29 protein-coding genes are annotated in these 25,867 nt (G+C 51.7%); 20 read left to right on the forward strand and 9 right to left on the reverse strand.

Going from position 1 to position 25,867, the window contains the following annotated elements; translation table 11 throughout:
• Window positions 1–4: 4 nt before the first annotated feature.
• The 15 genes from FIU95_RS02940 (at window position 5) to FIU95_RS03005 (ending at window position 13,188) form a co-directional block, all read left to right on the forward strand.
• The gene (locus FIU95_RS02940) at window positions 5–1,138 is read left to right on the forward strand and encodes a phage major capsid protein (RefSeq protein ID WP_152451325.1); all 1,134 of its coding nucleotides are present in this window, start codon (window positions 5–7) and stop codon (window positions 1,136–1,138) included.
• A 73-nt stretch (window positions 1,139–1,211) separates the two neighbouring features.
• The gene (locus tag FIU95_RS02945; RefSeq protein ID WP_152451327.1) at window positions 1,212–1,463 is read left to right on the forward strand and encodes a hypothetical protein; all 252 of its coding nucleotides are present in this window, start codon (window positions 1,212–1,214) and stop codon (window positions 1,461–1,463) included.
• Entirely contained in the window at window positions 1,460–1,762 is a 303-nt protein-coding gene (locus FIU95_RS02950; RefSeq protein ID WP_172975305.1) for a head-tail connector protein, read from the forward strand. Before FIU95_RS02945 ends, FIU95_RS02950 begins: the two co-directional genes overlap by 4 nt.
• The gene (locus FIU95_RS02955) at window positions 1,747–2,091 is read left to right on the forward strand and encodes a phage head closure protein (RefSeq protein WP_152451331.1); all 345 of its coding nucleotides are present in this window, start codon (window positions 1,747–1,749) and stop codon (window positions 2,089–2,091) included. The genes FIU95_RS02950 and FIU95_RS02955 overlap by 16 nt, the downstream gene beginning before the upstream one ends.
• A complete protein-coding gene (locus FIU95_RS02960; RefSeq protein WP_152451333.1) occupies window positions 2,088–2,522 on the forward strand; it encodes an HK97-gp10 family putative phage morphogenesis protein in 435 nt (144 codons plus the stop codon). The genes FIU95_RS02955 and FIU95_RS02960 overlap by 4 nt, the downstream gene beginning before the upstream one ends.
• Window positions 2,515–2,874: a DUF3168 domain-containing protein gene (locus tag FIU95_RS02965; RefSeq protein ID WP_152451335.1), complete on the forward strand. Its 360-nt coding sequence runs from the start codon at window positions 2,515–2,517 to the stop codon at window positions 2,872–2,874. Before FIU95_RS02960 ends, FIU95_RS02965 begins: the two co-directional genes overlap by 8 nt.
• Before the next feature lie 13 nt (window positions 2,875–2,887).
• The gene (locus tag FIU95_RS02970) at window positions 2,888–3,298 is read left to right on the forward strand and encodes a phage tail tube protein (protein WP_152451337.1); all 411 of its coding nucleotides are present in this window, start codon (window positions 2,888–2,890) and stop codon (window positions 3,296–3,298) included.
• 2 nt (window positions 3,299–3,300) lie between these two features.
• Window positions 3,301–3,711, forward strand: coding sequence for a phage minor tail protein domain-containing protein (locus tag FIU95_RS02975; protein ID WP_152451339.1), 411 nt, complete (start codon window positions 3,301–3,303; stop codon window positions 3,709–3,711).
• Complete coding sequence (locus FIU95_RS02980; protein WP_152451341.1) at window positions 3,711–3,977, forward strand: phage tail assembly protein T; 267 nt, start codon at window positions 3,711–3,713, stop codon at window positions 3,975–3,977. Before FIU95_RS02975 ends, FIU95_RS02980 begins: the two co-directional genes overlap by 1 nt.
• A 9-nt stretch (window positions 3,978–3,986) precedes the next feature.
• Window positions 3,987–6,197: a phage tail length tape measure family protein gene (locus tag FIU95_RS02985; RefSeq protein ID WP_152451343.1), complete on the forward strand. Its 2,211-nt coding sequence runs from the start codon at window positions 3,987–3,989 to the stop codon at window positions 6,195–6,197.
• 3 nt (window positions 6,198–6,200) lie between these two features.
• On the forward strand, window positions 6,201–6,596 hold the full coding sequence (locus tag FIU95_RS02990; protein ID WP_152451345.1) for a hypothetical protein: 396 nt from the start codon (window positions 6,201–6,203) through the stop codon (window positions 6,594–6,596).
• Window positions 6,597–6,598: 2 nt separating this feature from the next.
• Window positions 6,599–11,923, forward strand: a complete 5,325-nt coding sequence (locus tag FIU95_RS21285) for a hypothetical protein (RefSeq protein WP_216646297.1) — start codon at window positions 6,599–6,601, stop codon at window positions 11,921–11,923.
• Between the two features lie 11 nt (window positions 11,924–11,934).
• A complete protein-coding gene (locus tag FIU95_RS03000; RefSeq protein ID WP_152451347.1) occupies window positions 11,935–12,318 on the forward strand; it encodes a hypothetical protein in 384 nt (127 codons plus the stop codon).
• 267 nt (window positions 12,319–12,585) lie between these two features.
• Window positions 12,586–12,750, forward strand: a complete 165-nt coding sequence (locus tag FIU95_RS21070; RefSeq protein ID WP_172975306.1) for a hypothetical protein — start codon at window positions 12,586–12,588, stop codon at window positions 12,748–12,750.
• Between the two features lie 12 nt (window positions 12,751–12,762).
• Window positions 12,763–13,188 (forward strand): type II toxin-antitoxin system death-on-curing family toxin, encoded by a 426-nt coding sequence (locus FIU95_RS03005; protein ID WP_152451349.1) that lies wholly within the window; start codon window positions 12,763–12,765, stop codon window positions 13,186–13,188.
• A 170-nt stretch (window positions 13,189–13,358) separates the two neighbouring features.
• On the opposite strand, the gene FIU95_RS03010 is transcribed toward FIU95_RS03005, so the two are convergent.
• The gene (locus tag FIU95_RS03010) at window positions 13,359–13,673 is read right to left on the reverse strand and encodes a hypothetical protein (RefSeq protein ID WP_152451351.1); all 315 of its coding nucleotides are present in this window, start codon (window positions 13,671–13,673) and stop codon (window positions 13,359–13,361) included.
• A gap of 181 nt (window positions 13,674–13,854) precedes the next feature.
• On the opposite strand from FIU95_RS03010, the gene FIU95_RS03015 reads away from it, so the two are divergent.
• A complete protein-coding gene (locus FIU95_RS03015) occupies window positions 13,855–14,079 on the forward strand; it encodes a DUF433 domain-containing protein (RefSeq protein ID WP_152451353.1) in 225 nt (74 codons plus the stop codon).
• 5 nt (window positions 14,080–14,084) lie between these two features.
• On the opposite strand, the gene FIU95_RS03020 is transcribed toward FIU95_RS03015, so the two are convergent.
• The gene (locus FIU95_RS03020) at window positions 14,085–14,444 is read right to left on the reverse strand and encodes a helix-turn-helix domain-containing protein (RefSeq protein WP_152451355.1); all 360 of its coding nucleotides are present in this window, start codon (window positions 14,442–14,444) and stop codon (window positions 14,085–14,087) included.
• Between the two features lie 245 nt (window positions 14,445–14,689).
• Between FIU95_RS03020 and FIU95_RS03025 the strand changes: the two genes are divergently transcribed.
• The 3 genes from FIU95_RS03025 to FIU95_RS03035 all read left to right on the forward strand — a co-directional run bounded on the left by FIU95_RS03025 (window position 14,690) and on the right by FIU95_RS03035 (window position 16,660).
• The gene (locus tag FIU95_RS03025) at window positions 14,690–14,899 is read left to right on the forward strand and encodes a hypothetical protein (protein ID WP_152451357.1); all 210 of its coding nucleotides are present in this window, start codon (window positions 14,690–14,692) and stop codon (window positions 14,897–14,899) included.
• A gap of 117 nt (window positions 14,900–15,016) precedes the next feature.
• Window positions 15,017–15,406: a LexA family transcriptional regulator gene (locus tag FIU95_RS03030; protein WP_152451359.1), complete on the forward strand. Its 390-nt coding sequence runs from the start codon at window positions 15,017–15,019 to the stop codon at window positions 15,404–15,406.
• A complete protein-coding gene (locus FIU95_RS03035; protein WP_152451361.1) occupies window positions 15,407–16,660 on the forward strand; it encodes a Y-family DNA polymerase in 1,254 nt (417 codons plus the stop codon).
• 34 nt (window positions 16,661–16,694) lie between these two features.
• On the opposite strand, the gene FIU95_RS03040 is transcribed toward FIU95_RS03035, so the two are convergent.
• From FIU95_RS03040 to FIU95_RS03050, 3 genes are all read right to left on the reverse strand, one after another.
• Window positions 16,695–17,069 carry a hypothetical protein gene (locus FIU95_RS03040; protein ID WP_152451363.1) on the reverse strand — a complete coding sequence of 125 codons (375 nt, stop codon included), beginning with the start codon at window positions 17,067–17,069 and terminating at the stop codon, window positions 16,695–16,697.
• The gene (locus FIU95_RS03045) at window positions 17,066–17,497 is read right to left on the reverse strand and encodes a hypothetical protein (RefSeq protein ID WP_152451365.1); all 432 of its coding nucleotides are present in this window, start codon (window positions 17,495–17,497) and stop codon (window positions 17,066–17,068) included. The genes FIU95_RS03040 and FIU95_RS03045 overlap by 4 nt, the downstream gene beginning before the upstream one ends.
• Before the next feature lie 149 nt (window positions 17,498–17,646).
• Window positions 17,647–18,861 carry a site-specific integrase gene (locus tag FIU95_RS03050; RefSeq protein WP_152451367.1) on the reverse strand — a complete coding sequence of 405 codons (1,215 nt, stop codon included), beginning with the start codon at window positions 18,859–18,861 and terminating at the stop codon, window positions 17,647–17,649.
• A 548-nt stretch (window positions 18,862–19,409) separates the two neighbouring features.
• Between FIU95_RS03050 and FIU95_RS03055 the strand changes: the two genes are divergently transcribed.
• Window positions 19,410–21,173 carry an aminopeptidase P family protein gene (locus FIU95_RS03055; protein WP_152451369.1) on the forward strand — a complete coding sequence of 588 codons (1,764 nt, stop codon included), beginning with the start codon at window positions 19,410–19,412 and terminating at the stop codon, window positions 21,171–21,173.
• Between the two features lie 190 nt (window positions 21,174–21,363).
• Here the strand turns inward: FIU95_RS03055 and FIU95_RS03060 are convergent, their stop codons facing one another.
• From FIU95_RS03060 to FIU95_RS03075, 4 genes are all read right to left on the reverse strand, one after another.
• Window positions 21,364–22,035: a response regulator gene (locus FIU95_RS03060; RefSeq protein WP_152451371.1), complete on the reverse strand. Its 672-nt coding sequence runs from the start codon at window positions 22,033–22,035 to the stop codon at window positions 21,364–21,366.
• 5 nt (window positions 22,036–22,040) lie between these two features.
• Window positions 22,041–23,462, reverse strand: a complete 1,422-nt coding sequence (locus tag FIU95_RS03065) for an ATP-binding protein (protein ID WP_152451373.1) — start codon at window positions 23,460–23,462, stop codon at window positions 22,041–22,043.
• Between the two features lie 284 nt (window positions 23,463–23,746).
• Complete coding sequence (locus FIU95_RS03070) at window positions 23,747–24,307, reverse strand: hypothetical protein (protein ID WP_152451375.1); 561 nt, start codon at window positions 24,305–24,307, stop codon at window positions 23,747–23,749.
• A gap of 29 nt (window positions 24,308–24,336) precedes the next feature.
• A complete protein-coding gene (locus FIU95_RS03075; RefSeq protein ID WP_152451377.1) occupies window positions 24,337–25,842 on the reverse strand; it encodes a YHYH protein in 1,506 nt (501 codons plus the stop codon).
• Window positions 25,843–25,867 lie beyond the last annotated feature (25 nt).

Consider the following 25,867-nt stretch of genomic DNA (forward strand, 5'->3'; position numbering starts at 1 on the left):
AATTATGACTGAAGCTATTAAGAAATCACTTCAAGACTTTGATAAAAAGCTAGACGAATTTATCAAGTCCTCAAATGAAGAAGCGCAGAGTAACGCAAAGCTAGGCCGAGAAAATAAGTCAAAGCTGGAAAGCTTGAATAGCGAGGCTGAAGACCTGCGCGAAAAAGTCGCTGAGATAGAGCAGAAAATGACCTCCCGATCTAATGATACTCCAGAGCATCAAACGATGGGGCAGGAGCTAACCAAGTCGGCAGACTATGAAGGTTTCGTTGGTGGCAAGGCTAGCAAAATGACCTACGAGGCAAAAAATACTTTGTTAGGAAGCGGTGATACGGTCGCGCCAGATCGTCACTCAGCCATCATTTCTGGTGCTAGTCGGACCTTGCGTGTAACTAACACTATGCCAAATCTGCCGACCTCTAGTAATTCCGTAGAGTACACGAGAGAGAAGGTTGTAACTTTGAATGCTAAAGAGGTTGCCGAAGGTGGCGCTTTGCCGGAAACCTCTATCACCTATGAGTTGGTGAGTACACCGGTGCGCTCAGTGGGCCACTGGATCAAGCTGTCTAAAGAAGTCATTGAGGATGCCCCAGCGCTGGCTGCACATGTGGATAGTCGCTTGATTTATGGGGCGCAATTGCGCTTGGATTCTCAGGTGCTGAATGGAGATGGTACAGGCAATAACTTAAGTGGTTTAGCGCTGTCTGGTCATCATGTGGCCTTTACGCCAGCGGCTAGTGACAAAGCTATTGAAAGTGTTCGTCGTGCTATGGGAGTGGTTGAAGCCTCTGAATATATGCCATCAGCTGTTTTTATGAATAGTTCTGATGTTGTCGCCCTAGACCTGGAAAAAGGTGGTGACGAGCACTTCCTGGCTGGTAACCCTCGTCTGGTGGTATCGGCTTCTGTCTGGGGTCTCCCAGTGGTTAAAACCAACGCTGTAGCAGCGGGCAAGTTCTTTGTAGGTGCTTTTGATTTAGCAACGGCAATCAATATGCGTAAAGGTGTAGCTGTTGAAATGTCAGAGTCTGATGATGACAACTTTACCAACAATCTTGTTACTGTTAAGGCGACTCTACGCGCAGCTTTATCTAATTATCGTCCAGCAGCTGTTGCATATGGATCACTGACGCAATAAGCCAGTGAAGATAAACAGTTAGGGAACGGGGCTTAGTGCCCCGTTTTTTATTGTGGAGGAGAGTGAGTCAAGCGTGGAAAAAATCACTTTAAAAATTACGAAAAGCTTTAGCTCCCCTGTTTTTGGTGAGGTGAATGCTGGTGAGGAACGTGAATTCAGCGAACCCTTTGCCAGTCAGCTGATAGAAATGAATTTAGCTGAACAAATTAAGTTAGCTGATGATGTGATTGACTTTGAGCCGTTAGCAGAAAAGGTCGATCTATCTGACCAATCACAACCTCTTGAATCCGAAGCAGGAGCCAACAATCCGGAGAGTTCCCAGTGATCTTCGATCTCGCCTTGGTAAAAAAGCAACTGATTGTTGATCACAGCGAAGAGGATGAATACATCCAGTCGCTGTGCATAGCTGCAGAGCAAGCATTCAACAACTATTGCAGCCGCACTCTATTCGCGACTGATGCTGATTTATCCGGGGCCCCAGAGAACGCTGTACTGCTCACTGAGTCCATCCAGCTTGGGGCCATGGTTTTAGTCGGGTCCTGGTACGAAAACCGCGAGGGGGGCCGGAAACTGCCGATGCCGACTCGATTACTTTGGGACCCTTACCGATGGCTAAACGTTTGAGAGTTCGCTTGCGGGACAAGGTGACGTTTGAGGGTTCAGTAGAGACTGAAAACGAATACGGCGAGCCGGAAGTCACTTGGAGCGAATACCTTACTTGTTCTGCTGAAGTCATGCCTTTGTCTGCTTCTGAGCGTGTTGTATCCAATCAAGAGCTTAGCGAAGCTCACTACACCATCCGCATTCGTTCTAATTCACTGACTCGTTCCATTGATGGCCAGATGCGAGTGATATTCGACGGTCATGTGCTGGATGTCTCGCCCCCTCAGAAAATGGAAGGCAGGAATCAATACATTGAGTTCAGGGCCGTACACAGGAGTAGTCAACAGTGAGTAAATTCTCAGTCGATGGGTTCGCGGATCTCAACAAAGCACTATTGAGCCTGGGTCCGAAAACAGGCAGTAAGGTTCTGCGCAGAGCCGGGCGCCGAGCCATGGCCCCGGTTGTAGATTCCATGAGGCGGGGAGCCAGAAAGGACTCTGGAGACCTGCAGGACAGTATTGGAATGGCTTTCTCCGCTGCTAAAGGGAAGAGCGCAGGCCGTATTGCCCGCATCAGTGTAGGACCGCTCAAGAAAACCAGCGGGAGGGGTAAGGATAAGCGATCACTGAACAACCTAAATCAGAAAGCACTCGCCCAGGAGTATGGTAACGCGAAGCAAAGCGCTCAGCCGTTTATCCGTCCTGCGTTGGAGAACAATCAGCAGAAGGTGGTTAACGCCTTGATCGATGAATTTGCCAAGGAGCTAGCAAAAAGTGACTGAATCGCATGTTGTGAAATGGCTGCAGTCGCTCAACGCTGAGACTGTTCGACCCCTGTTGCTGCCTCAAGATGCCAGCTTGCCTAGTCTTGTCTATACAACTGTGGCAGACCGCAGTGATCTTGGGATAGATGGCACGAACGAATCAAATTATTTCCAGATTCAAATCGATATCTGGGCAGAAACCTACAAGCAGGCCAAGACCTTGGAGAACCAAATTAAAAGTCTCCATGGGTTTGCTGGCGACTTCTACGGCCTGGAAGTTGGTATGGCCGGAATCTCTAAAAACCTGGAAGAGTATGACGACGATACGAAGCGGTATCGCGTCAGTCTCGACCTCAGTCTTTATTTCTAATTAGGAGGCCACGATGGCTCAAGGCTATAAAACAAAGTTTTACCGCAGTGATAACGGCAGCACTTATACGCAGGTTGCCGGTTTGCTGGATATTGATCCGGGTGAAGAGTCCCGTGGTTCTTCGGATGTCACGCCGATCGATGGAACCAGTGGTTACATGGAGTTTGAACCAGTAGGTCTAAGAGATGCCGGTGAGGTGTCTTTAACCCTGAAGTGGGCCCCCTCTGATGCCGGCCAAACCGCGTTGCGTGCCGACTTCGACGCTGACGAAACTTTCCATTACAAAATCGAATACCCGGAAGGTACTACGGTTGAGATGGAAGGCTTTATTACCGGTTGGGGTCAGGCGGTACCGAAAGACAATCAAATTACCCGGACCGTGAAGTTTAAGATTTCCGGCAAACCAACAGTGACAGAGGCGTAATTTTGAATTTATCTATTCCAATTCAGTTAAAAAGTGAGCCTGTTACCTTCGGTGGTCAAGATTTTCAGCTGTATGAATTAAGCGCCTATCACCGCTGTGAGTATTTAGAAAAAACCTCTGCGGAGATTCCTATCTCCAAAGACGATGAGCCGGAAAAGATCGAGTTTAAGACTTACGGCGACGTGTGGGCGTTTCGCGGTGGAGATGTGAAAACCCGGCTTTTATTGGTGGCTTATTCTCTTTGGACAAACCCTGATTGTGAGAATTCACTAGAAGATATTTACGACAATTTAATCCGGTGTGTTTCGAAAGAAAAAGTCGATTCTTTATATGTGCCCGCGGCGAAATTGTCGGGACTTTATACGGAACCAAAAGAGTCTGAAGAAGAGGAGGAATCAGAAAAAAAAGATTAGTGCCGGGTTTCACCTTTGCTCGGCAACTGGCGTTTGAATTTAATCGCCCTGATTACTTTCAAATGCTCCTTTCAATGAGTTCAACCGAACTCGACCACTGGTACAGCCATTACCAAGATCGACCGCTTCATAAAGACGTTATCGAGTGGCAGCAGGCCCACATAGCGGCCGGCACTCACGGCGGCAAACCCAGTAACTACCTACACCAAAAACGCAAACAGAAAACCGTGGAACAACAGATCTCTATCTGGAAATCGTTGTCCTGAGGAGATCCCATGGCCAAAAGAGCCACCATCGCCACGCTAACGGCAAACTTGGAAATGAACTCGGCCAGCTTCCGCAAGGAGATGGACCAGGCCAGAGCCAGAACCAAAAAGTTCAAGGGCGAGATGAAGCAAGGGACTGCCGCCAATGATGCTTTTGGTCGTTCGATGCGTGGTGCCGCTCAAGGGGTGGCTACTATCGATGGCCCTTTGGGTGGGGTTTCTGGTCGAGTCGGTGCGCTTAATGGCCTGTTGACCAGCGGTGCCAGCAGCTGGGCATTGTTTGGTGCAGGGGTTGCTGGTGTGACTGCGGTGATGTATCAGAGCATTCGCGCCGGTGAGGAAATGGAGCGCCAGCAGCTCAAGATTGAAGCTCTGCTTAAAGCCACAGGAGGTGCCAGTGGTCGTACTGCAGAACAACTGGATGAACAGGCTAGATCAGTTGCCCGCGCCACCCTGGCGAGCGTCAGTGGGATTCGTGAAGCTCAAGGGGTTTTGGTCACCTTTAAGACTGTTCAGGGTCCAGTATTCGATGACGCTATCCGGCTCAGTCAGGATTTGGCCGCCGTCATGGGTGGTGATGCCAAGAGTGCAGCCCTACAACTTGGTAAGGCCCTGGAAGATCCAGCAACCGGTCTCACTGCACTCAAGCGCTCTGGCGTCTCATTTACCGAGCAAGAAAAAGAACAGATCAAAACCATGCAGGAGTCTGGGAGAGTAGCAGAAGCCCAGCGAATGATTCTGTTGAAGCTACAGCAGCAGGTAGGAGGTGCTGGTGCGGCTGAAGCTGGAGGCCTTACGGGTGCTACAGACTCTCTCGGGCAAGCGTGGGAGGAGTTCCTGGAGGGCCTTAGCAAAACCACAGGTTCAACCAGTATCGCCACTGCAGGCATTCAGAAGCTCACAGGAGTAGTCGAGAACCTACGTCGAGGTATCGCGCCAACTGATGAAGAGTTGCAGCGTACACAGTTTGCTGAGCTTCACAGTCAGCTTGTATCGCACCAACACTTGTTGGCCAAGGCGGAAAGGGAAGGCGTCCAGGTACAGGTCGATATTCACAGGTACAAGGTCGAGAAGATACGCGCCCAACTCGACGAGCTGCAGAATGCCCAAATCGCCTCACAGAAGAAGCGACAGGAAGAAGAGAGGATAGCCGAAGAAGCTGCAGAGGCTGCAAGGAAACAAGCGGAGCAAGACCGCTTGGCACAACAGCGTGCGATGGCAGAGGAAGCCGGTGATGCTCAGCTAATCCAGCTGGATCAATTCCTGGCCGACCATCAAGGAAAGATAAGGCTCGACCACGAACAGAAACTGCAGCAGATAGCCGAGCTTCAGGTTTCAGAGGAAGAGCTCAGGAGACGCGGCTTTGAATCTATTGAGGCGTTGCGCGCCGAGTATTCCCAAAGAGAAAACGATCACTTCCAAGAGTCACTGGCCGAACAACAGGCAAAGGATGAAGCCGAGGAAGGAAAGCAAATCGGTGAAGATGGCTTAACCGAGAAAGAGCGCAATCAAATTGCCGCACGCATTGAGACTCTTCAGCTGTCCTGGTTAACCGAATACGAGCAGCTGCAAATGCAGCAAGATGAGGAGATGGCCCTCCTGGATCAAGGGTATGCCAGCAAGCTTTACTCTCATGATGACTATGAACGCAAGCTCACATTGCTTGAAGAGAAGCACGCTAAACAGAGAGAGAAGTTAGAAAAGGCCAGCAGTAAAAACCGTTGGAAGGCGTTCGGCGATGGTATGGATATGATGATAGGCATCTCCAATACCGGCAGTAAAAAGCTTTTCAAGATTCAGAAAGCGCTCAGCTTGGCCAAGGCGGCCGCAACTCTCCCCAGCGCAATCATCGAATCCTATAACAATTCCGGCGGGTATCCATGGGGTATCCCTGCAGCGGTCGCAATGGCTGCAGCTGGTGCCGCTCAGATTGCTCAGATCAACAGCACCTCTTTCGACGGAGGGGGAAGTGCTTCGAGTGTGAGTACGGGGGGTGCGGTAGCAAGTTCCCCATCAGAGAGCTTTGCCGCCTCTAATGATGACGGCTTTGTCGAAGGCGACTCACAGCAACCTGGGACCCTTGTAAACCTCACTATCCAAGGCGATTTGATCGGAGATAACGCACAAACCATCGCCGATAAATTAACCACCATGTTTGCAGAGCAGGATTTAGTGGCAATCCCCGAGGATAGTCGCCAAGCACAAATACTCAGGGGGTAGAAAATGCTAATTCAATACACGCCTACCCGGTTATTGGTGGGTGATGGCAGTGATTATCAGATTGAATCAAAACTAAAACGTTATGACTGTAACGACCGACCGGAGGGCAAAGAACACAAGTCACTTAGCGGTAAAACGGAATACACAATCTACCGCCTCGAAGAGGAATACTCTTGTCAGACTGTACCGCTAAGCCTCACTCATACCGAGTTGGCCCGTTGGCGAGAATTCAAAAGAAGCTGTGCTTTCGGTGAGTTTTTCACCTTCGATGCTTACGGAACTGCAGATACACCTGATTTCCCCCAAGCCGTCCAACTTAAATATAAATCCTTCAAAGAGAAGCGCGAGAAGGACGGCCGTTTCATATTCTCGTTCACAGTAGTCCAGGTAATCGCCTAACCATGCGCAATAACTCAGAAACTTTTGACCTGCACAACCAGGCAGCACAGCGGGAGCTGCGCCTGGTGATTGAGATTGGTTTTGATCTGCCACTGTATATCACCAGTCATAACGATATTCCCAATCTCCCCGCGAATGCCGTGCTTGGTGCGCTGAAAAAATGCAGTGCCACCAGCCAAAAACTAACACCTGAACAGGGGTTGGCGCAGATCGGCGCTATCTCCTTTGAGGTCGTGGACCTCGGTGGACAGCTGTCCTATGTGCTCCGTGATGAACTGGAGCAGGGCAACGGTATCAGGGGCCGTACGGTGCGCCTGTACCAAGGCTTTTCCGGGCTCGACTGGGAGGATTTCCGCTTGGAGCAAACCCAGATTGCCGAGGAATCACTTTCCTATGCTGAGGGTGTTTACCGGGTGCGCTGCCGGGATATTCAGCGGGAAATGCGCAGGGATATCTTCGTACCGAATAGAACGCGCCTGGCGGCCAATTTCGACAAATCGGATACCACCCTGCAGGTATTCGATACTAGTGCTTTTGAGCCTAACCCACACACCTCTGCCTATGGTGATGCGCCCAACCAGTCTGTCTATTACCTGAAAATAAAGTATCAGGACGGCTTTGAGATTGTGCGCTCCACCGGGAAAACAGGGAACAGCTTTACCGGCTGTACTCGTGGATTGTTCGGCACCTTTGCCCGTGACCATACCTTGCCAGATGACAGCGACGATGAGAGCGGCGTAGAGGTTGAAGAATTTATTTACCTGGAGGGACCAGGTCCTCAGCTGGCTTATGCATCGCTAACCGGGAAAATCTTGGGCACCAATAATGTACTGCCCTCCAATTGGCATCTAGGTATCGATCCTGCCTTTGTGGTGCTGGATGAGTTCGAGAATGTTGGGGCAGATTGGTACAAGCCCAGCGATCACAGCAAAGGCAAGATCCTGCGCTTCGACGGCTTGGAAAAGACCGATGGTAAGAAGTTTATCGAGACCGAAATCAATCTATTGCTCGGCGCCTTTATGCCGGTCAATGCCGCCGGCCAGCTAGGATTTCGCCGTATGGCTGGGGTGCTGGCTGAATCCGGCACTGTAGCGACTATCGGGCCCGATGATGTTAGAACCCTGGGCGAACTGGATTACAAATTAGCTGGGGTGAAGAATGCCTTCTCCGTGCAATGGAGTTGGTTTGAGCAGCCGGGATTCGATGGGAAATTCCTGCGCTCCAATAATTTAATTGATGCGGATTCTATTAACGTTCATGGCGAAGCAAAGCAGCACAATTTAAAGTTTCGTGGCCTGCACAACTCACGCCATACCTATACCACCATTAAAAATACCTTTGATGCCCTGCGCGATCGTTTCGCCGGACCTCCCCTTACTCTGCGCCTGGGATTATTGCCCAGCAAGAACGATCTGGAAGTGGGCGATATCGTGCGAGTTAGCCTGCCGCAATTGCGCGACCACAGTATTCGTGGAGATAGGCCACTGCAGTGGAATTTCAGCACCGGGAAAGAGGGGTGGTATGGCGTTAATGAGGGTTCCAAAATAGAGACCAGCGCCGCCGGAGGTGTGCTCTCCGTTACTTGCAAGGCTTTTGACCCGTATTTTGTTCGTAACATTCCTGCCGATGAACAGTTTGCAGGAGTAGATATTCCCTATGTAAAAATTCGCCTACGTAGAACTAGTGTAGAGCCCATTCCTGCCGGGTCTAATTTTTTCTGGCGCGATGCAGCCACTAGCACCTATCGCGCTGTGAATATTGGAGATGAAGTTGATCGGTTGAACGCACTGCCGGTGAATACTTGGTATGAGATTACCCTGGATCTATCTGGTAACCCCGACTGGACCGGCAATACGATCGAATATATTCGTTGGGATATTGGTAGCAATTGGGTAGCCGACTGGGCTTTTGACGTGGACTATATTCGCCTGCTGCCAGCCTTGGGCCTGGATGAATACAGCCTCGACCGCGCCATGGAAGTTCAGAGAATTAGTGTTGATCAGGTTAGCGGTGCGGTATCAGTAGACCTATTCGGCAGTTATCAGCCTGCGGGCATGATTGCCGATCAGGGCGACAGCACCAGCGCAGAACTGCCCGATGCTTGGTACGACAGCGAAGGCACTGCGATGACCGCTGCAGGCCTTAGTATCGATGCCAGCGGCTTCTTAACTGCTGATGGCACCCTTTCCGGCAATAGTGATACTCGCGCGATTTATTATTACCCGGGAGATCTCACTATCCCTGCAGGGCGCACCATATCAGTAGATGGCAATGTTGAATTGCGCGTGCGTGGCGTGCTGCAAATTGATGGTCATTTAAAGGGCATTCCTAACCATAACGGCCCTGGGTTCCTGGGCTCCTGTTATGGCGGCCCAGGGCAGTTAAAAAATGCCCAGGAGATTGTCAGCCGAGGAACAGCCCGCAGTGCCTGGGGCCAAAACGTTAAAGGCCGCAATGAAGTTATGCCGCCTCTCAATATCGAGAATAAAGGCGGAGACCTACAGGGTATCCCTGATGATCTATCCGGTTCTGGTGGGGCGCGCGGTGGCAACTCTTCCATTTATGCCTATAGCGCTGGTTATATCCCTGCCGGCACGGGTGGGGACGGAGGTAGCGGTTCGGCAGGTATTGTTGTAATTGCCCGAGGGATTGCCTTTGGCGTTAGTGGGAAAATAGTTAATTCTGGGGAGGATGGCAGCCCCGGAACTTTGGGCGACATGGGAATAAAAGTACCTGGAGGCAGTGGTGGCGGAGGCGCGCCTGGCGGTATTGTTTTGTTGGTAGACGGTACTCAAAACCCGATTCCGGTGCTGAGTAACAATAAAATAATTGCCTGTTATGGCGTGAGTCCCAGCAGTCCAGGTCATGCAGGGCATGGAAGCGTGTGTCTTGGTGTCAACACCGTTCGCCTGATGTATGTCCCTAAATCCCGCCTTCCCTATAGCGACTATGAAGATCCAGGTGTTGATCCAGACTTACAGGAGGCTTTGGATGCAGCAGCAGAGGCAAAGTCCGACGCCGTAGAAGCATTGGAGGACCTAGCCAATATCTCTGCCGATGGCGTGTTGCACACCAATGAAAAGCTGCAACTGATTCGCGAATATAACCAGTTGGTAAATGATCAAGCCGAACTAGATACGCTGGCCAGTAATTTTGGCACCGCGCTTGATGCGGAGCGTGCGGATTTTACTAATGCATTAACCGCGCTTACGAGTTACCTGCAGGGGTTGATACCGGCATGGAATAGTCGCCAGGAAAATACCCCAATCAGCCGCACCATCTTCGACAGCAATTGGAAGTATGCCTACGATCAAAAAATGGCACTCTTGAAAGCTATTGTCGATGCAAACCGCGAGCGGGCCTTTTACGCTACTCGCAATGTTATTGGGTACGATGAGACCACCGGACAGTTCACCGATAACGGCATAATGATGGGTTCAATGCAGAGTGTTCGCCGGGCTCAGCTGCGAGCGCAACAAGCTTCGGCTTCGGTATTTATTGAAGCGTTTATTGATTCCACGACAAAAGAAGATTGGCCAATTGTTGGGGGTAACAGTGACGACAATATCTACTATGTAAAAACTGAAGATTCTGGGGCGCGTGCTGGTGGTAACGTTTTGCGTATTGGTGGTGATGGTACGGGGACTCTAGCTTCCAATGGAGAAGCATTTATTGAGTATATCGAGCGCTTTCCCTTTGACCCGAACAAACTCTACCGTCTTAAGGCTCGCGCCATTGTTTTAGATGAAGGCGATAGAAATAGAAGCCTATTTATAGGTATTGCCGGTTTTCGTGCTGATGGCGCTCGCTGTAATCGAGATGGGGAGGATTCTGTCGGTTCTCAGCACTATATTGCCTGCGCCGGCGTCGAGGCAGCTGGCGACGGGTGGCAAGAATACACGGGCTATTTTAAAGGTAATGCGAGTAATACAGCAGAAGTAGAAACTCTGCTAGGGCGTAATTCAATCGCCCAACCTGCTCAGCTACACAAAGACGTGCGGTATTTTTCCCCGACTGCAGTGGTCAATTACAGCGATAAAGTTGGTCGCACTCAATTCGACTATATCCGCATCGATGAAGTTGAGCCCACCGGCAATGGCCTTTATCTGAAGATCAATAGCGGGACAAACTTGGAGGATAACGAAACCCCTGGGGAGGCCATGCTTTGCGGGTTTGATGCAAATGGAAACCCAAATTCAGAATTGCCCGGCTGGTTTCAATGGAATGGGAAGATGCTGGTTGTTCCCAATATTCACCTAAACCCTGGGTATACAGGCCTACTTTACATTGTTGTGCGTGCGAGTACTGGCTATTGGAGCAGCATCTACGGGGCTATGTGTGTCAGCATTGAGCGCGGTGAGTATAAATATCACTATTATAGCGGCAGCTCCAAGCACGTTAGCTTTACTCCTAGCGATGATCATGTGGTCATAGGAGAGTTGCACCTTAGTGATTCTGAAAATATTGAGAGTGGTGGAATTTATCAGAATCCGAGACCACTGATTGGATTTGCTCAGTACATGAGCGGCCTGAATGAATCCGGCAAGATAGTTGACCAGCGCAGCCTACAGCAAAATGTAGGCTCTATTGCGAGCTTGCCGACTAGCAGTTCCGTGCTATTAGCATCAGATGACGGATCTACGGCGAAAATTTCAATCTCTGCCCATTCTGTTCAGTACGCAGGTTTCACTGTTGGTTATAACAGCGGCTCTATAGCGGGGCTGAATTTTTCTACCACTTATTACATTTATGTCGACGATCCAAACTATCTCGGCGGAGCGGTCACTTACTACGCAACCACATTAGTGTGGAAATTGGCCGCTGGTCTTGGGCGGCGCGCCGTAGGGACAATCACAACCCCTGACAATGGTGGTGGGTCAACTGTACCGATTGACCCATGGTGCGTGGCTGAGGGGTCGTGGCTGCGTGAAGGCTTACTGGTTGATGACTGCGAGCCTGGGGACCTGGTGGACTGTTGGGAAACCGGAGATGCCGACACTCACCAAGCGAAAGTTGTTCGTGTAGAAGAGGAACCGAGCGTTCTTTGCGTACTGCTCACCATGGAAAGTGGGGCGCAGGTTATTTGCAGTAGAGAAACCCCGGTCACCGACAGAGCCGGTCGCGTGTATTGGGCTCAGGACTGCCAGGGTGTTGAGTTGGGAGTTTTGCACGAGGAACAGCCCATGACCTGGGAGGTTGTCGAGCGGGTGGAGTGTGCAGGGTTGCGTACTGTTCACAAGCTGTCTGTCGGCGGCAAGAGTTACGCTGCGGGGTTGGACCCACAGCATCGAGTGATTACCCATAACGGGGTTTACAAATCTGATTGATAGGAGAGGCAATGCCCAGTTTTTCACCCATAACCGTACCCAATTTAGAGGCCTGGCAGTTCGCCTACACGATTGACGATGGCCACAGTGCTGGAACGATTGTGCGCGCAACGGTTACACAGACCAGAGAACCCACTAGCAGCGACGCTCAGGCGGCCGCAGTGCTCAAGTGTACGATTGCCGTCATCGACGATCAGGGAACCGTACAGACCGATGCTGCTGGTGACGAAATGACTAGCGTGTATGTAACAACGAAGACCTTACAGACCGATGGAGGACAGCCAATCAATGTGGCAGACCATGCTGCGGATCTTGTAGCGGATTGTGTGGTGGAGGTGGCGAATCGCCTGGCAGTCCATAGTTCGATTGCGGCTATGGCTATACCGAGTGGATGAGGATTTTATGGGCTGTCAACCACCCCGCTTCGCTGCTGTAGAAGCTAGCGGCGATTTGACTGGGGTGGTTACGTGGATGTTGGGCGCGATGTATGAGGTTTATTGGGATAATCAGACGGCCTAAATTATTGTCTCCTACCTATGGCGGCTTGACGCTGAGAGTGGGGTAGTTACCTTTCTCTCGCGGTCAGTGATAGACTCTTTTCAGACCGCGCAGATATGCGCAAACCGTGCTTAACTGCGCGGATAGAGAAAGGGAGGGATATCATGTCTATTCAAAAGATTCAGAACCCTGCGGCCAAAGTCGAGACCCATACCCGGATCATTGATGGGCGCCAAGTCAAGGTTGTCGATAGGAATCAGGTTAAAGCGATCAGCCAGCGCCTGATCACTAAGCACGCCCGTGCAATGGAGATCCTAAAGGACCGTTAAAGAGGCTTTCCAATGGTCAATGTGGACGACCTATCGCACCTGGATGCCTCGGATATTGAGGCAATACACGACTCTATTTTAGAGCAGTACCCTGGCCTTCCTGGCAACAAGCCCGGCATGTCCGCGGAAGCGGTTGTCGGGCGTATCTTTGCGAATATTTACTACAGGCAGTTTAGTGGTATAGAACAGGTTGCAGCCATCTATGCCGAGGCGATTGCCCGTGGCCATGTTTTTAACGATGGCAACAAAAGGACGGCTCTGGTATCCACCTTCACGTTTCTTGAGGGGAACGGTTTCACGATAGTGGCTCCAGATGATGTACTAGCAGACTGGATTGTGGATCTTGCTGAGGGCAAAAGAAACAACAGCGAATTTGCGATGTGGCTAAAGGGTAAGCTCCGGAGGTTGCGTACTACTCCTGAAGTGGAGCTGCTTTAAGGTCGAGCATTGTTTTAGAGTCGTCCGCTGAGTAACACTAAAAAAACTGCCAGTTAATACTGGTGGGTTTTTTTATTGTCAGTTTGGTGGGCTGAATCTCAGTGGTTGCCAGATTTGCAGTTTTGGGTGTCACCCATTCACGTTTGAAACGCGAGTGGGTGGGGCTTTTATTACATAAAAGTGGGGCCTGAGCTTGGTGGTTCCTGTTCCTGTTCCTGTTCCTGTTCCTGTTCTTGCTTTTGCTTTTGCTTCTGTATCTGTTCCAGCTCCAGTTCCTGCTTTTGCTTCATCTCTTGTTTATGATCAGCTACCAGGTTTTCAAAAGCAGCCTGTGCAGAAGCTTCGGTTACATAGGCTGTAGCGGCCCCTTCAGGAGTGCGAACCACGTAGGTTGTGGCAATTGTCTTACCATCTTTGTCTACTTCGTCCACCTTTACTATGGAGTGGCCGTGCTCACTTTTTCTGAGAATAGTTTCTCTAAACATTCCAACTTATCCTTTTTTGTGTTTTTTAAAATGCCGGCGCTTAAATACTGGCATCGTTCTGTAAGCCAAGAACATGAAATAGTTCTCTTTTATTGAGTTTTTGCTTAAGAATAAGGGCGAAAGCAAACAAAAAGCAGTCAGAAATCACGCGGCGCCGTGCACCTACTGGGGAGGCGGGACAATGCTAGATAACAGCCAGATTTGGATCGAATGTGATCCCGAAGTGATGCTTGGTAAGCCTTGTGTTAAGGGGACTAGGATTACCGTTGAGAGCATTCTACAGATGTTGAGTGCGGGCATGACTGTCCCTGAAATTGTTAACGACTTCCCGGCTCTAGATGATGAAAAAGTAAGAGCAGCAATCGGGTATGCCGATAACCATTTGGGCAAGGGGTTTGCCAGCTAACCCTGCTAATCCCCCTCAGTAGGATCTTTCCCTTTCTTCTGCGCCAGGTAGGTGCTTTCTATAGACCTTTGGATATGTAGCTGCCACTCCTTGGGCAGTTGTGCATAGAGGCGTGCTGTTAGTGGCGGAAAGGGTATCTGTGCAAAATGGTGCAGGTTCTCGGCCCCGTACACTTCCGGCAGGGTGATTGACACCGCCTCACACCAGGCTGGTAGCAGTTCCGCTGGCACCTTCTGGCGGCCTGATTCCATTTTAGAAACCTGTGAAGGTGCTAGCCCCAGCCTCTTACCTAGCTGCGCCCCCGTCATCCTCTCTCTTATCCTTGCTTCGCGCAGGCGCCTGCCTAGTGTGCCTGGCTCTAACATCCAGCCGTTGCCGTACCCTCATGTAATAACAATATTTCGATTATCGAAATTCAGCCGCATTTTGCATTGCTAGATTGGAAATAATCCAGAATATTCATTTATAAACTGTGATTTTGTTAGTAGTGTTTCGGCGTCTGTCGCCAAAAGCCCGAATAAATCACTGAAGGGATTCACGGCGACAAGCCGCCGTCGCTCGGAGGCTCCTGCGGCGGTGAGGGTTTTGAAGTTCCTACAGGAGGTAGACCATGCCAATGACTGCTCACATTCAACAACTTCACCACGTCAATAACCTATGTGCCGGCCTGGAATGGGTGGCGAGTTGCCCCAATCAGAACGCGCGTACTGCCTTGCTGCAGCTGATTGGTGAGGAGGTGGGGGAAACCCTGCAGGGCGTTATTTTTGCTGTTGAGGCTAAGGCCGCAGGTAAAAGCCTGCCGATAGAAGAGGCGGCCTAGCCGGCTAGTGAGGCCGCTGCTGAGAGTGGTACCGGCCTCATAGTCATCCATTCCCCTTGCCGATTACAGCTCTCTGGCAATAAACTGTATGAATATACAGTATTTAGGGTTTCCAGAATGAAGCTTTCCCCACTCTATGGCCACGGCATTGCCTGTGGCTTTCCCTCTCCCGCCGATGACCACAAGGAGGCGGCCCTCAGCCTGGATGAGCATCTGATCTCCAAGCCGGCGGCGACTTTTATGGCGCGGGCGAATGGGGATTCCATGATGGGGTTGGGCATCTTCGACAAGGATCTATTGATTGTCGATCGCTCGCTAAAGCCCACCCATGGCGATGTGGTGGTGGTGGCCCTGGATGGACAGCTCACCTGCAAAGTGCTGGATCAGCAGCAGGGGCGGCTGCTCTCTGCCAATGATGACTATGCCCCAATCCCCATTTGGGAAGGGCAGGAATTAATTGTGGAGGGGGTGGTAAAGGCTTCGGTGCGTTACCACCGGCCGCGCTGAATGCTGGTACTGGTGGATTGCAATAGCTGCTATGCCAGCTGTGAGCAGATATTCCGGCCGGATCTGCGCGGACGCCCGGTGGTGGTGCTCTCCAATAACGATGGCTTTGTGGTGGCGCGCTCCAAGGAAGCGAAGCTACTGGGTATCGGCGACTTGGAGCCCTTTTTCAAGGTTCAGCACCTGCTGCGCGCGCACCGGGTGGCGATCTTCTCCAGCAACTACCCACTGTATGGCGATATTTCTCACCGGGTAATGACTACTCTGCGCGAGTTCGGCCCCAATGTGGAGGTCTACAGCATCGATGAGATGTTTTTGGACCTGCACGGGCTGCAGGAGGATTGGCAGGACTACGGCCGCAAGATCCGCAATACCCTCTGGCGCAATATCCGTATGCCTGTCGGTGTGGGTATCGCCCCCAGTAAAACCCTGGCCAAGCTCGCCAACCGCGCGGCCAAGAAAATCCCCAAGTGTGATGGTGTCTGTGCGTTGGATACGCCCGAGAAATGGCAATGGATGCAGCGTCGCACCGCCGTCAATGATGTGTGGGGCATAGGTCGTCGCCTTACCAAGCGCCTGGCGGATTTCGGCATAGAGACCGCCTATGACCTGGCGCAGGCCAACCCGAAAATCTTGCGCCGTCGCATCAATGTGAATATTGAGCGAACAATCGAAGAGCTAAACGGAATCCCTTGTCTGGGTTTGGAGGAGGAACCCCCGGCGAAGAAGCAGATCTATTGCACCCGCTCCTTTGGTGAAAAGCTCACCGAGCTAGCGCCCATACTGCAAGCCGCCACCCTCTACGCCAGCAGGGCAGCCGAGAAACTGCGCGCACAGAAATCGCTGGTTAAGTCGATCCATCTTTTCCTGCACACCTCACCCCATGAGCCCAACTACTACAGCCGCAGCGCCGTAGTGCAGACCCCATACCCCACCGACGACACGCGGGTGATCGTGCGGCTGGTAAGAGAAGCCATTGCGGACTTGTACCGCCCCGGCTGCCGTTTTATGAAAGCAGGCGTCGGGCTTATCGAGATAATTCCTCGCGCACTGGGGCAGGGGGATCTGTTCACTCCAGGGCAATCACTCAGGGCAGGGCAGACCATGCAGGCGATGGACCGGATCAATAAAAAGTTTGGCCGTGGGACTTTGTTCCTGGGGGCTGAGGGTATCCAGAAAAAATGGAAGATGCGGCAGGCGTTTACATCGCCTGCCTATACCACTCGGTGGGGGGATTTGCCGAAGGTGGTGACTTGAATTTGAGATATGAGGTGCCCTAAACAGCAGCTAATTAAGGTTTTTCTCCTGGTTCGCTGGGCTCGACAAAGTCCCAAGAATCTACTTCCATTAGGACCGGGGTTCTCGATTTTCCGCCCCACATAGCCTCAGGTTTATGCCAATAGAAAAAGAGAGCGTTAGATCCACTTTTTTGAACTTTCTCTTTATAGTTTCCAGCCTTGGTATAAAGAACGACCCAATCATTTTTTTCAATCACTTGGTCTGGAAACCAATAGGAGCTTCTGACATCATTGTTGACTCCGTCATCAGAATAGCCTGCATCCAAAATTACAAACTGACCGATATCAATCCTGCTAAGTGCCCTCATTACGATACGTTCACTAGCTTTGTTGCCTCTATCACGTATTCCTTTTAATTCAAGCTTCATCCTTTTACCGCCTTAGCCGTTATCCCGCCAATGATCAGCACAACTCCACCAACAAGAAATATGCCTGCTGTCATATGACTTTCCGCCAATGCTTTAGGTGCATAGCCCATTGCAAGTGAGCCCATGGCCAGAGCTGCTGAAGATAAAATTTCTAGGGCGGTATGCCCTTTTAATTTTTCCTCAAGGAGAGAGGCTTTTTTGTCTGCTTCGTGATACTTACTTTGAATGCCTTTAAGAAAGTTATTCTCTTCCTCAAGCCTATCTATCTCGTCAAGTATTAGTCGTTGAGCTCCAGTAGTAGATAGTTCTTCTTCCGTTAGCTCACGACGCACCTTTTTGAAGGATTGGCGCTCTTTAGGGACCACAGAGCTCTCAGGCTTGCCTCTAATTTCGGGCTCCTCTAGTACATCCTGCTCTTCTTCTATCATTCTCTATTGATGCCTGTTTAATGTTGTTTGAGCATACAGCCCTTAATGCCTAAAGCGGAAGCGCTGACTTGGAGTGTTTGATATATAAACTGTCTTTGCTTGCGTGAGTATTTTATATAATTTTCTGATCATAGAACTTTTTTTAGTTATTAGAGAGAAAGGGCAGTGAACTCGGTAAGCCTTTCCCACCATTTTGTATAGGCTTCCCTCTGCTCTTTCAGGTAGTCATAGTGGTCATAGACTTGCCACTGACCTGGCAATTTATGCCCCAGCATAATTTCGGCGATATGGGGCTCTGTCAGTTCGGAAAAGTTTGTCCTGGCTGTCTTGCGCAAGTCGTGCACCGACCAGTGTTTCATCTCGTAGTCTCTGTGCCGGCGTAGCCACTGCATCAGGTTGTAGGGCAGTGCCAGCGGCGCCCCCTGGCCCATGGGCTTATCGCTGCCGCTATTGTTGAACAGGTGCTTGCTTTCACCGCTCAGCAGAAAGGCCTCTTTCAGTAGGGGTTCAATCTCGGGGGTGATGGGGCGCAGCAGGGGTTTCTTGGTCGACTTGCCCATCTTGTGGTTGGCGGGTGGCACTGTCCAAATGCGCTTCTCGAAATCGAAGTGCTGTTTCTCACTTACACGCAACTCGCCATTGCGGCAGCCATAGAACAGGCACAACTTGAGGAAGATCTTATTCTTTGGCGCCATGCGCGAGTGCTCCAGGGCCTGCCACATCATGCTGATTTCGTCCGGGCTCAGGGAGCGGGTGCCTGTGCCTTTCTTAATGCGCAGATCTTCCGTTGCGTTGATATTGGCAATCGGGTTGCTAGTGATCAGCCTGCGACGCACACCCCACTTCAGCATTTGCTTGGCATTGGTCAGGATGCGGTCGGCAATACCGGGGGTGGCCTGTGCCCGCTTCTCCAGCAGGGCCAGCCACTCGTGCAGGGTGACTTCTTCGGCGGGTAGGTGGCCAACGGCCGGGAACACATACAACTGAAAAGAGCGCAGGATTTCATGGTGGCCCTTTTTGTTCTCCTTGCAGTAGGAGTGATACCACTGTAGGAAAAGCTCCTCTAAAGAATCCGCATTTAGGATCGCCTGCTTTTCTAGCTGCTTTACCACCCTGGGGTCATAGCCCTGTTCCAGCTTTCCTTTTAGTCGCTGGCCTTCACTTCGGGCGTTCTTCAGGGTTGTTAAAGGGTAGGAGCCGAGATCCACACGGGCCGCCTTGCCGTCGTAGCGGTAGCGGAGCTGGAAAGTGATTTTCCCCTGGGGCGTAACGCGCACACTGAGACCATCCCGATCAGCCTTTTCAAAGCGCTTCTCTATCTTCTTTCCTGAATTAGCCTTCAGCCAGGCATCCGACAACGCCATAACAACCTCCATGTGTACATATTTTTTAAGGCTAACAAAAAGGCGATTTGTGTACACGTCTATGTACACATTTTTTGCGGCTGGGGTTGGTTTTGAGTGACTTAGGCTGTCGCGGGTCTAAGGCAGAAAAATAAGGTTTTTTGCGGGATTTACTAATTTTTTGTCGTAGGTTGTCAGGCTGTGACAGTGGGGGATTTATAGGGGTGGGAAATAATTGCGAAGGTGCGGCGGCCGGCAAAGCCCGCCAGGGAAGAACTCTGGCCCATATTTTAAGGTTCGATCACTCGATATTCGGAAGAAAAACAGGTCTGCATTATACACGCCGGCACTGCTACAAGGGTGGGGTATACTGCGAAATTGGTCTCTAAAACTGGGCATATAAACCATTTCGGTGGTGTCAATGGGCGGAGCTGCCAGCGCGGCTGGCACTCCAGAACATCTTTTTGAATCAATTCGACTTTTCAGTCGAGTCAAGGTCATCACAAAGAGCAGCAGCTGGTTATTCGGCTGCATAGGTGGCTTGGGTGCTGGAAAACCATGGGGGAAGTATGAGTCAGGAACAATTACAGCTATTGCGGGAAGAGTTGCGGCGACAGGGCGTGGAGGCTTTTCTGGTTCCCCGGGCCGATGAGTATCAAAACGAGTATGTGCCTGCGGCAGATGAGCGTCTGGCCTGGATCACGGGCTTTACCGGATCAGCGGGTATGGCGGTGATTGGACTGGATAAAGCAGCCCTATTTGTGGATGGTCGCTATACCCTGCAAGGGCAGCAGCAATTGGGGGATTTGCCGATCGCTCTGGAGGACCTGAATAATCAGGTCATCGCCAAGTGGGTGGGTGATCAGTTGAGCGCGGGGCAGTCGCTGGGTTTTGACCCTCGTCTACACACCGAGCCGGGGTTGGTACTGTTGAGAGAATATCTGGCTGAACGGGATATCGCCCTGAAGCCCCTGGAGCAGAACCCAATTGATACGATTTGGCGGGATCGGCCGGCCTCTCCCAGCGGTCAAGCCTGCCCTCACCCCTATGTGTTTACCGGGGAGCACTCCAATGACAAGCGCCAGCGCATCGCGACGCTTTTGGCGGAAAAACGTGTAGACGCCTTGTGGCTACCAAACCCCGAGAGCTGCGCCTGGCTGTTTAATATCCGAGGTGACGATATTCCCCACTTGCCTGTGGCGCTTTCCAGCGGGGTGCTTTTTAGGGACGGCAGCGCAATTTTGTATCTGGCCGAGCAGGCGGTCGGCGAAGGGCTTTTGGAGCATCTAGAGCGGGAAGTGATGGTGGTGACTGAGAAGGGCCAACTGTTTGAAGGTTTGCGCCGCCGTCATGTAAATAGAATCTGGGTAGACCCTGCGATCAGTAATTGCTGGACCCTGCAGCAGCTGCGCGCCCTGGATTTACAGTTGCTGTTGGAGCGAGACCCGGTGACACAGGCCAAGGCGTGCAAAAATGCCGTGGAGTTGGCAGGTTCCAGGGCGGCGCACGAGCGCGATGGTGCAGCACTGTGTGAGTTCCTGGCTGAGTTGCCCACTGCGGTGGAAAACGGGTTGGATGAACTTGCGGCGGTGAAGTTGCTGTATAGCAAGCGCGAGGAGCGAGAAGGCTTCCGCGGCAACAGCTTTGAGACAATTTCCGGTTACGGCCCCAATGGCGCCATAGTGCACTACCGGGTGAGCCCGGAGTCGAGCTTAAAAATGTCGGCAGAGGGGATTTACCTGTGTGATTCCGGTGCTCAATATCCCGATGGCACCACCGATGTCACCCGCACGGTGGCCTTGGGCGAAATTCCCGCGCTTGCACGAGAGCACTTTACTCGAGTGCTGAAGGGACATATTGCTATCGCCACTCTACGCTTTCCTCAGGGGACCTGTGGAGAACAGATTGATGCGATTGCGCGCAGATCCCTTTGGGATGTGGGTTTGGACTATGCCCATGGGACAGGCCACGGTGTCGGCAGTTTTCTCAGTGTGCATGAGGGGCCGCAGCGCATCGGTAAAGCGATCACCAATACCCCGCTGCAACCGGGCATGATCCTCTCCAATGAGCCTGGTTTTTATCTCACCGGTCAATACGGTATCCGTATTGAAAATCTGGTGTTTGTAAAAGAGAGTGCGGATTATCCTGGGTTTTTACAGTTTGAGGAGTTAACCCTGGTGCCGATTGACCGGGAGCTGATCGATATAGCACTCCTTTCCTCCCAGGAGCGGGATTGGTTGAATCGCTATCACCAACGTGTTCGGGAGGTCGTTACACCGCTGGTAAGTGAAAAAACCGCTTCCTGGTTACAGGCGGCCACCGAGGCTTTGTAGTGCTATCGCTGGGAGCCTGGCTCCCAGCTTTTTTCAAAGTAAAGTGAGACGGTAATACTACTGGGTCAGAAGGAAAGAATACATTGCGCTCAAGACGCGCTGTGAATACATCCCTGTAAGCTCGTAATCGGCATCCATGCCTCATACGGTCCCGAGCGCAGTGTATTCTTTCCTTCCCCCTTTTTAGTAATTACTGCACTTCAAATTTATACCCGGCTCCATAGACAGAGTGAATTAATTCCTTATCCGGTAGCAAGGCCGCAATTTTCTTACGCACTTTTTTAATGTGGCTGTCGATGGTTCGATCGCTGATTACCCGGTAGTCCGAATAAATACGGTCCATAATTTGGTCGCGTGAAAAAATACGGCCGGGCTCACTATAGAGAAGCTCGAAAAGGTGAAACTCCAGTGCAGTTAAGCCTACATCCTGCCCTCCGATCAGCAGCTGGCCGGTGCTACATCTCAGTTGGATTTCCCCGTATCTCTGCTGCTCGGAACTGTGAGTGCGACGCAAAACGGCTTTGACTCGGGCCACAATTTCCCTGGGGCTATAGGGTTTGCACACATAATCGTCCGCCCCAACTTCTAAACCGCGCAAGCGGTCCACCTCTTCAATTCTGGCGGTCAGCATAATGATCGGCACGTTGCTGTAGCGGCGGATTGCCGTGCAAATCTCCAGGCCGCTTTTCCCTGGTAACATCAGGTCCAGCAAAATCAGGTCTGGGGGTTGGGCGTCAACATGGGGGATGACTTCATTGCCATTGGTGAGTATGTCAGCCTGGTAACCGGCAGCTTCAAGATAATCCAGCAGCAGGTTGGCCAGTTCTGTTTCATCTTCGACAATTAAAATCCTTGCAGCCATTATTCCTACCATTTAATCCTCTCGGTGAGAGGGAGAAAAATACTAATTTCCAGACCTCCCAGGCGGGATGGGCCGGCGGAAATACTACCCTCGTGGGCTTTAACAATATTCTGGCAAATCGACAGCCCCAGACCCGCACCTCCGGTTTCCCGACTGCGTGAGGCGTCGGTGCGGTAGAGGCGGTCAAAAAGGTGGGGGATGTCCGCACTGGTGACCCCGGGGGAGGAGTCGGCAAAGGTGATAATAGCTGTTTGCGCTTCCGCGCGGGCACTGATTTTTAACTGACCGCCACTATCGGTATAGCGCAAGCTATTGGTGAGGAGGTTGCCAAACAGCTGTTGCAGACGCGCCTCATCGGCGTAAATGAATTTATTTTCAGCCAGCTCACATTGTAATTGTAGGTCGATATTTTTCTGGGCAAACGCACTTTGAAAATCCTCTACCACCCTGGTCAGCAGTGGTCCAAGGGGGAGGTCGGATTTGCAATAGTTCAAGGCGCCGGCATCAGAGAGAGACAGTTCATAGAGATCATTGATCAAACGGCTGAGCTGGCGAATCTTATCGTGCAAAATATTGAGGTTTTCCGGTGTGGCTGTGCGTACACCATCCTGCAACGCTTCAATTTGCCCTTTGAGTACTGCCAGTGGTGTTCGTAACTCATGGGAAATATCGGCCATCCAGCGATTGCGCGCGTGTTCATTGGCTTCCAGAGTTGCTGCCAAACGGTTGAAGTCTGCACTCAGCTGGCCCAGTTCATCACGTCTCTCGATATCGATTCGGGTTTTGTAGTCTCCCGAAGTGAGACGGTGGGTTGCTTCGGCCAAGCGGCGGATAGGGCGTACCAACTGCCAGGCCAGGGGCAGGGCGATGGCCAGGGCAAGAACAAAAGTGGCGATGGAAATCAGCGCAAAAGTGCGGGACAGCTCCCGAATAAAGCCCTGTTCGTAATTATTGGAAAGGGCGGGAGGGGGGTTGATCGTGAGATAGCCGACGGTTTTACCTTCCACTTGAATGGGCTGAAAAAGTAATTCCTTCGCTGGGGCTGGACGCCCAATGACCAGCTGTTTTTCACTATCGAACAGACTTAGGCGGGGGCCCAGTTGGTTACCCATGGGGGGGCGATGCCTTGGACCTGCCCCCGGTGGTGGGGGTGGAGGGCGGCGCCCCAGTTGTTTAAAAATGGTTTGTCGGTGCAGGTCCACCCATTCCGAGCCATTGGCTTCCAGTGATTGCCAGCTGCCCTTGCGACTATAAAAGCGCTCCAGTGCCTGCACCAGCCCCTCTACATCACGCAGCTCCTGTGCACGCATATAAGCCTGGAAGCCGTGGCTGAAACTCCACTGGAAGAATACAAACATACCGCCGACCGTAATTGCTGTAGTCAGTAAAAAGGCCAGGCTGAGTTTGTTGCGAATATTTAATGACATCTTTTATGTAGTCCTTCCTGCGGACAGTCAGTACAGCGGACTCTCCCGTTCCGCCACTTCGGGCATTGCCCATGCGGGTGATTACCCAAGCGTACACCTACAGTAAATAGGTGGGCAATCTAAGTTCCTGCCTACTACCAGCGCAGAAGCAAAAGGTAAGCGGCTTTCGAAATTCATAGTCAATATATCTTTGCGTCTGCTTCCAACAGTTATTCTGAGAAGCGGCTGTGCCGAATTATCTCCGCGCAAGTTTGGTGAAAAACAGCGGGGTAATCACCAGCTGCTCACCGGCCATTATGGGCTACACCGAGCGAGGCGTTCCCCTTTTCACCGCCCTCTCCTGAGGCAATAGGTGAAGTGGAAAAGCGGTGCAGAACAAAGTTGTCCTTATCGCGTTGGATAAACAGGGTTGCCAAAACCCGCTTGCCGCCGCGACTCCAGGTGCTGTGGTCGTGGGCATTAAGAGTCACGGTGATTTGGTTGAAGCCGGGTTTCAGTAGTTTTTCCGGCAAATGTACGTCGGCGGCGTAAAGCCGCTGTATTTTTTCACCGTTGATATAGAGATGTGCGTGCCCCTCCAGGAAGTGTTGGGGCTTATCGCTGGCATAGCGGGGCGACTCCAGTTCAAAGCGGTCATAGGCAATATGTAAATTAAAACCGGACATGCGATCCCTGCTGATATCCAGTTCAATTCTCGGTGCGGCCATATGCACGGGGATTTCTATCACAGGGTGTTGATCGCCGTTGTGACCCGCATGAGGGTTGGGCTGGGCCGACAGTGTGGGACTGCTCGCCGCTATCAACCAGGCCAGGGACCCGGCAGTAAAATACCTGTGCATTTTCATAAGCTGCTCTCTCCTGGGTTACGCATCAATTATCGGCCAACGGTGGTTGAGCACCGGTTGACGATGGTCTGGTCATCCAGCCTTCCATAGAAGCGGGGACCAAAGGTAAATGGGAAGGCCGGAATTAGTTTTCCACTGTTGTCTTCGCTCACGGTCAAGTGATAGTGGTAGCCGCGCTCACTGTCGCTATGCCCGTTGTACTGGTCCAGGTAAGCGCCGCCACGGGCGGTCAGGTTGGCATCCCAATAGTAATCCTCGTAAAAGAAGCCGGCGCTGGTGGTAAATTCATTACCGGATAGGGAAGAGTAGCTTCCGTCGGTGGAGGGGCCGCTGCTGTTGGTGCTGACTACTCCAAGGTCGATATTGTACTCATCGACCAGCAGGCAGGTACGTGCACCGGCCTCGCCACAGCCACTGGCGGAATTGGGATTGTCATAGTCACGAATGGCCCAGCTGCTTTGCGCCAGCACGCCAGCGTCTTCCCATGGGCCATAAATGGCGTAACCGTCGGCGGTGTATCCGTAAACCGGCGAGTGGCCGCTGCCATCATCGCCCACCAGTTCCGCCAGGCAGCTGCTGTAGAAATGGTGGTGGTAATCGCCATTGGCTGCGTGACCACCACAGATATCCACATCATAGACTTCGGCGAAGGGTGCCAAGGTATGCCAGGTGTTGTTGACGGACTGGCCATCGCTCCACTGATAAATAGAAGTGCCGTTAACCCAGTAGCCCTGTACACCGAGCCCGGTTTCACAGTCTTCCGTAGCGGCTTCCGGGGAGTTGGGGATATAGCCCTCATGGGCAACATTTTCCGGACATACCGGGCCCGGCGGCCAGAACCCATAACCAGCATCGGCGCCACAGGATGAGTTACTGCGGTAGCCAATATTCTCACCAAAGCTGATGACATCGCCCACCTGTACCATGGGGCTGCCGCTGAGAAAGTCGCTGTAGGCTTTCGGGCGATTGAGCAGACTGTCGAGAATTTCCTGGGTGATTTCAATTTTATAGTTGGGGATACCGGTGGCGGTGATACGGGAATATTCCCTACCATTCAGGCTAACGGACTCTACGCTCTGCACATTCACCAACACTTGCTCGTTGCTGTTACTTTCGTAAATAAAGGGAGCGCGCTCGCCGCTGGAATTTAAAATCCAGGCCGATTCGCTATCGGCTGAGTCCTGGGTATTTCCCTCTGAGTTCTCGTTGTCCGTAGGGGTATCGCTCGAATCTTCCGGCTCCTCGCCAGTTTCAGTATTGTTTTCATTAGAACTGTTTGTTGTTTCTTCCAGTGTTTCCGTTGAGTCATCACCACTCTCAGTGGAGGAATTATTACTGGTATCTGTATCACTGGTTTCTGTGTTATCGCTATCAGCATTGTTCTGGGGCCCTCTGGAGACAGGGCCGCGAACAGGTATTTCCCTTACCGAGCGTTGGTCGTTATTGCGGCCCGAATTTGGGCTGGGTTGGGCAGCAACCTCAGCCGCAACGGTCCAGGCCAGGAATCCGGCAAGAAAATACCCGATTATTTTCATAGGAAATTCACCTCAAATGATGCTC

This window comes from Microbulbifer sp. THAF38 (assembly GCF_009363535.1).
GTDB lineage: Bacteria > Pseudomonadota > Gammaproteobacteria > Pseudomonadales > Cellvibrionaceae > Microbulbifer.

Excerpts from the sequence above, each read along its gene's own strand:
- FIU95_RS03000 (WP_152451347.1), top strand. The coding sequence starts at position 11,935 with ATGCCCAGTTTTTCACCCATAACCGTACCCAATTTAGAGGCCTGGCAG.
- FIU95_RS03035 (WP_152451361.1), top strand. The coding sequence starts at position 15,407 with ATGCTGGTACTGGTGGATTGCAATAGCTGCTATGCCAGCTGTGAGCAG.
- FIU95_RS03040 (WP_152451363.1), bottom strand. The coding sequence starts at position 17,069 with ATGAAGCTTGAATTAAAAGGAATACGTGATAGAGGCAACAAAGCTAGT.
- FIU95_RS03065 (WP_152451373.1), bottom strand. The coding sequence starts at position 23,462 with ATGTCATTAAATATTCGCAACAAACTCAGCCTGGCCTTTTTACTGACT.
- FIU95_RS02955 (WP_152451331.1), top strand. The coding sequence starts at position 1,747 with ATGGCTAAACGTTTGAGAGTTCGCTTGCGGGACAAGGTGACGTTTGAG.
- FIU95_RS03020 (WP_152451355.1), bottom strand. The coding sequence starts at position 14,444 with ATGTTAGAGCCAGGCACACTAGGCAGGCGCCTGCGCGAAGCAAGGATA.
- FIU95_RS03010 (WP_152451351.1), bottom strand. The coding sequence starts at position 13,673 with ATGTTTAGAGAAACTATTCTCAGAAAAAGTGAGCACGGCCACTCCATA.
- FIU95_RS02970 (WP_152451337.1), top strand. The coding sequence starts at position 2,888 with ATGGCTCAAGGCTATAAAACAAAGTTTTACCGCAGTGATAACGGCAGC.
- FIU95_RS03005 (WP_152451349.1), top strand. The coding sequence starts at position 12,763 with ATGGTCAATGTGGACGACCTATCGCACCTGGATGCCTCGGATATTGAG.
- FIU95_RS03025 (WP_152451357.1), top strand. The coding sequence starts at position 14,690 with ATGCCAATGACTGCTCACATTCAACAACTTCACCACGTCAATAACCTA.
- FIU95_RS02990 (WP_152451345.1), top strand. The coding sequence starts at position 6,201 with ATGCTAATTCAATACACGCCTACCCGGTTATTGGTGGGTGATGGCAGT.
- FIU95_RS03045 (WP_152451365.1), bottom strand. The coding sequence starts at position 17,497 with ATGATAGAAGAAGAGCAGGATGTACTAGAGGAGCCCGAAATTAGAGGC.
- FIU95_RS02985 (WP_152451343.1), top strand. The coding sequence starts at position 3,987 with ATGGCCAAAAGAGCCACCATCGCCACGCTAACGGCAAACTTGGAAATG.
- FIU95_RS03015 (WP_152451353.1), top strand. The coding sequence starts at position 13,855 with ATGCTAGATAACAGCCAGATTTGGATCGAATGTGATCCCGAAGTGATG.
- FIU95_RS03050 (WP_152451367.1), bottom strand. The coding sequence starts at position 18,861 with ATGGCGTTGTCGGATGCCTGGCTGAAGGCTAATTCAGGAAAGAAGATA.
- FIU95_RS21285 (WP_216646297.1), top strand. The coding sequence starts at position 6,599 with ATGCGCAATAACTCAGAAACTTTTGACCTGCACAACCAGGCAGCACAG.
- FIU95_RS03055 (WP_152451369.1), top strand. The coding sequence starts at position 19,410 with ATGAGTCAGGAACAATTACAGCTATTGCGGGAAGAGTTGCGGCGACAG.
- FIU95_RS03070 (WP_152451375.1), bottom strand. The coding sequence starts at position 24,307 with ATGAAAATGCACAGGTATTTTACTGCCGGGTCCCTGGCCTGGTTGATA.
- FIU95_RS02940 (WP_152451325.1), top strand. The coding sequence starts at position 5 with ATGACTGAAGCTATTAAGAAATCACTTCAAGACTTTGATAAAAAGCTA.
- FIU95_RS03060 (WP_152451371.1), bottom strand. The coding sequence starts at position 22,035 with ATGGCTGCAAGGATTTTAATTGTCGAAGATGAAACAGAACTGGCCAAC.
- FIU95_RS03030 (WP_152451359.1), top strand. The coding sequence starts at position 15,017 with ATGAAGCTTTCCCCACTCTATGGCCACGGCATTGCCTGTGGCTTTCCC.
- FIU95_RS21070 (WP_172975306.1), top strand. The coding sequence starts at position 12,586 with ATGTCTATTCAAAAGATTCAGAACCCTGCGGCCAAAGTCGAGACCCAT.
- FIU95_RS03075 (WP_152451377.1), bottom strand. The coding sequence starts at position 25,842 with ATGAAAATAATCGGGTATTTTCTTGCCGGATTCCTGGCCTGGACCGTT.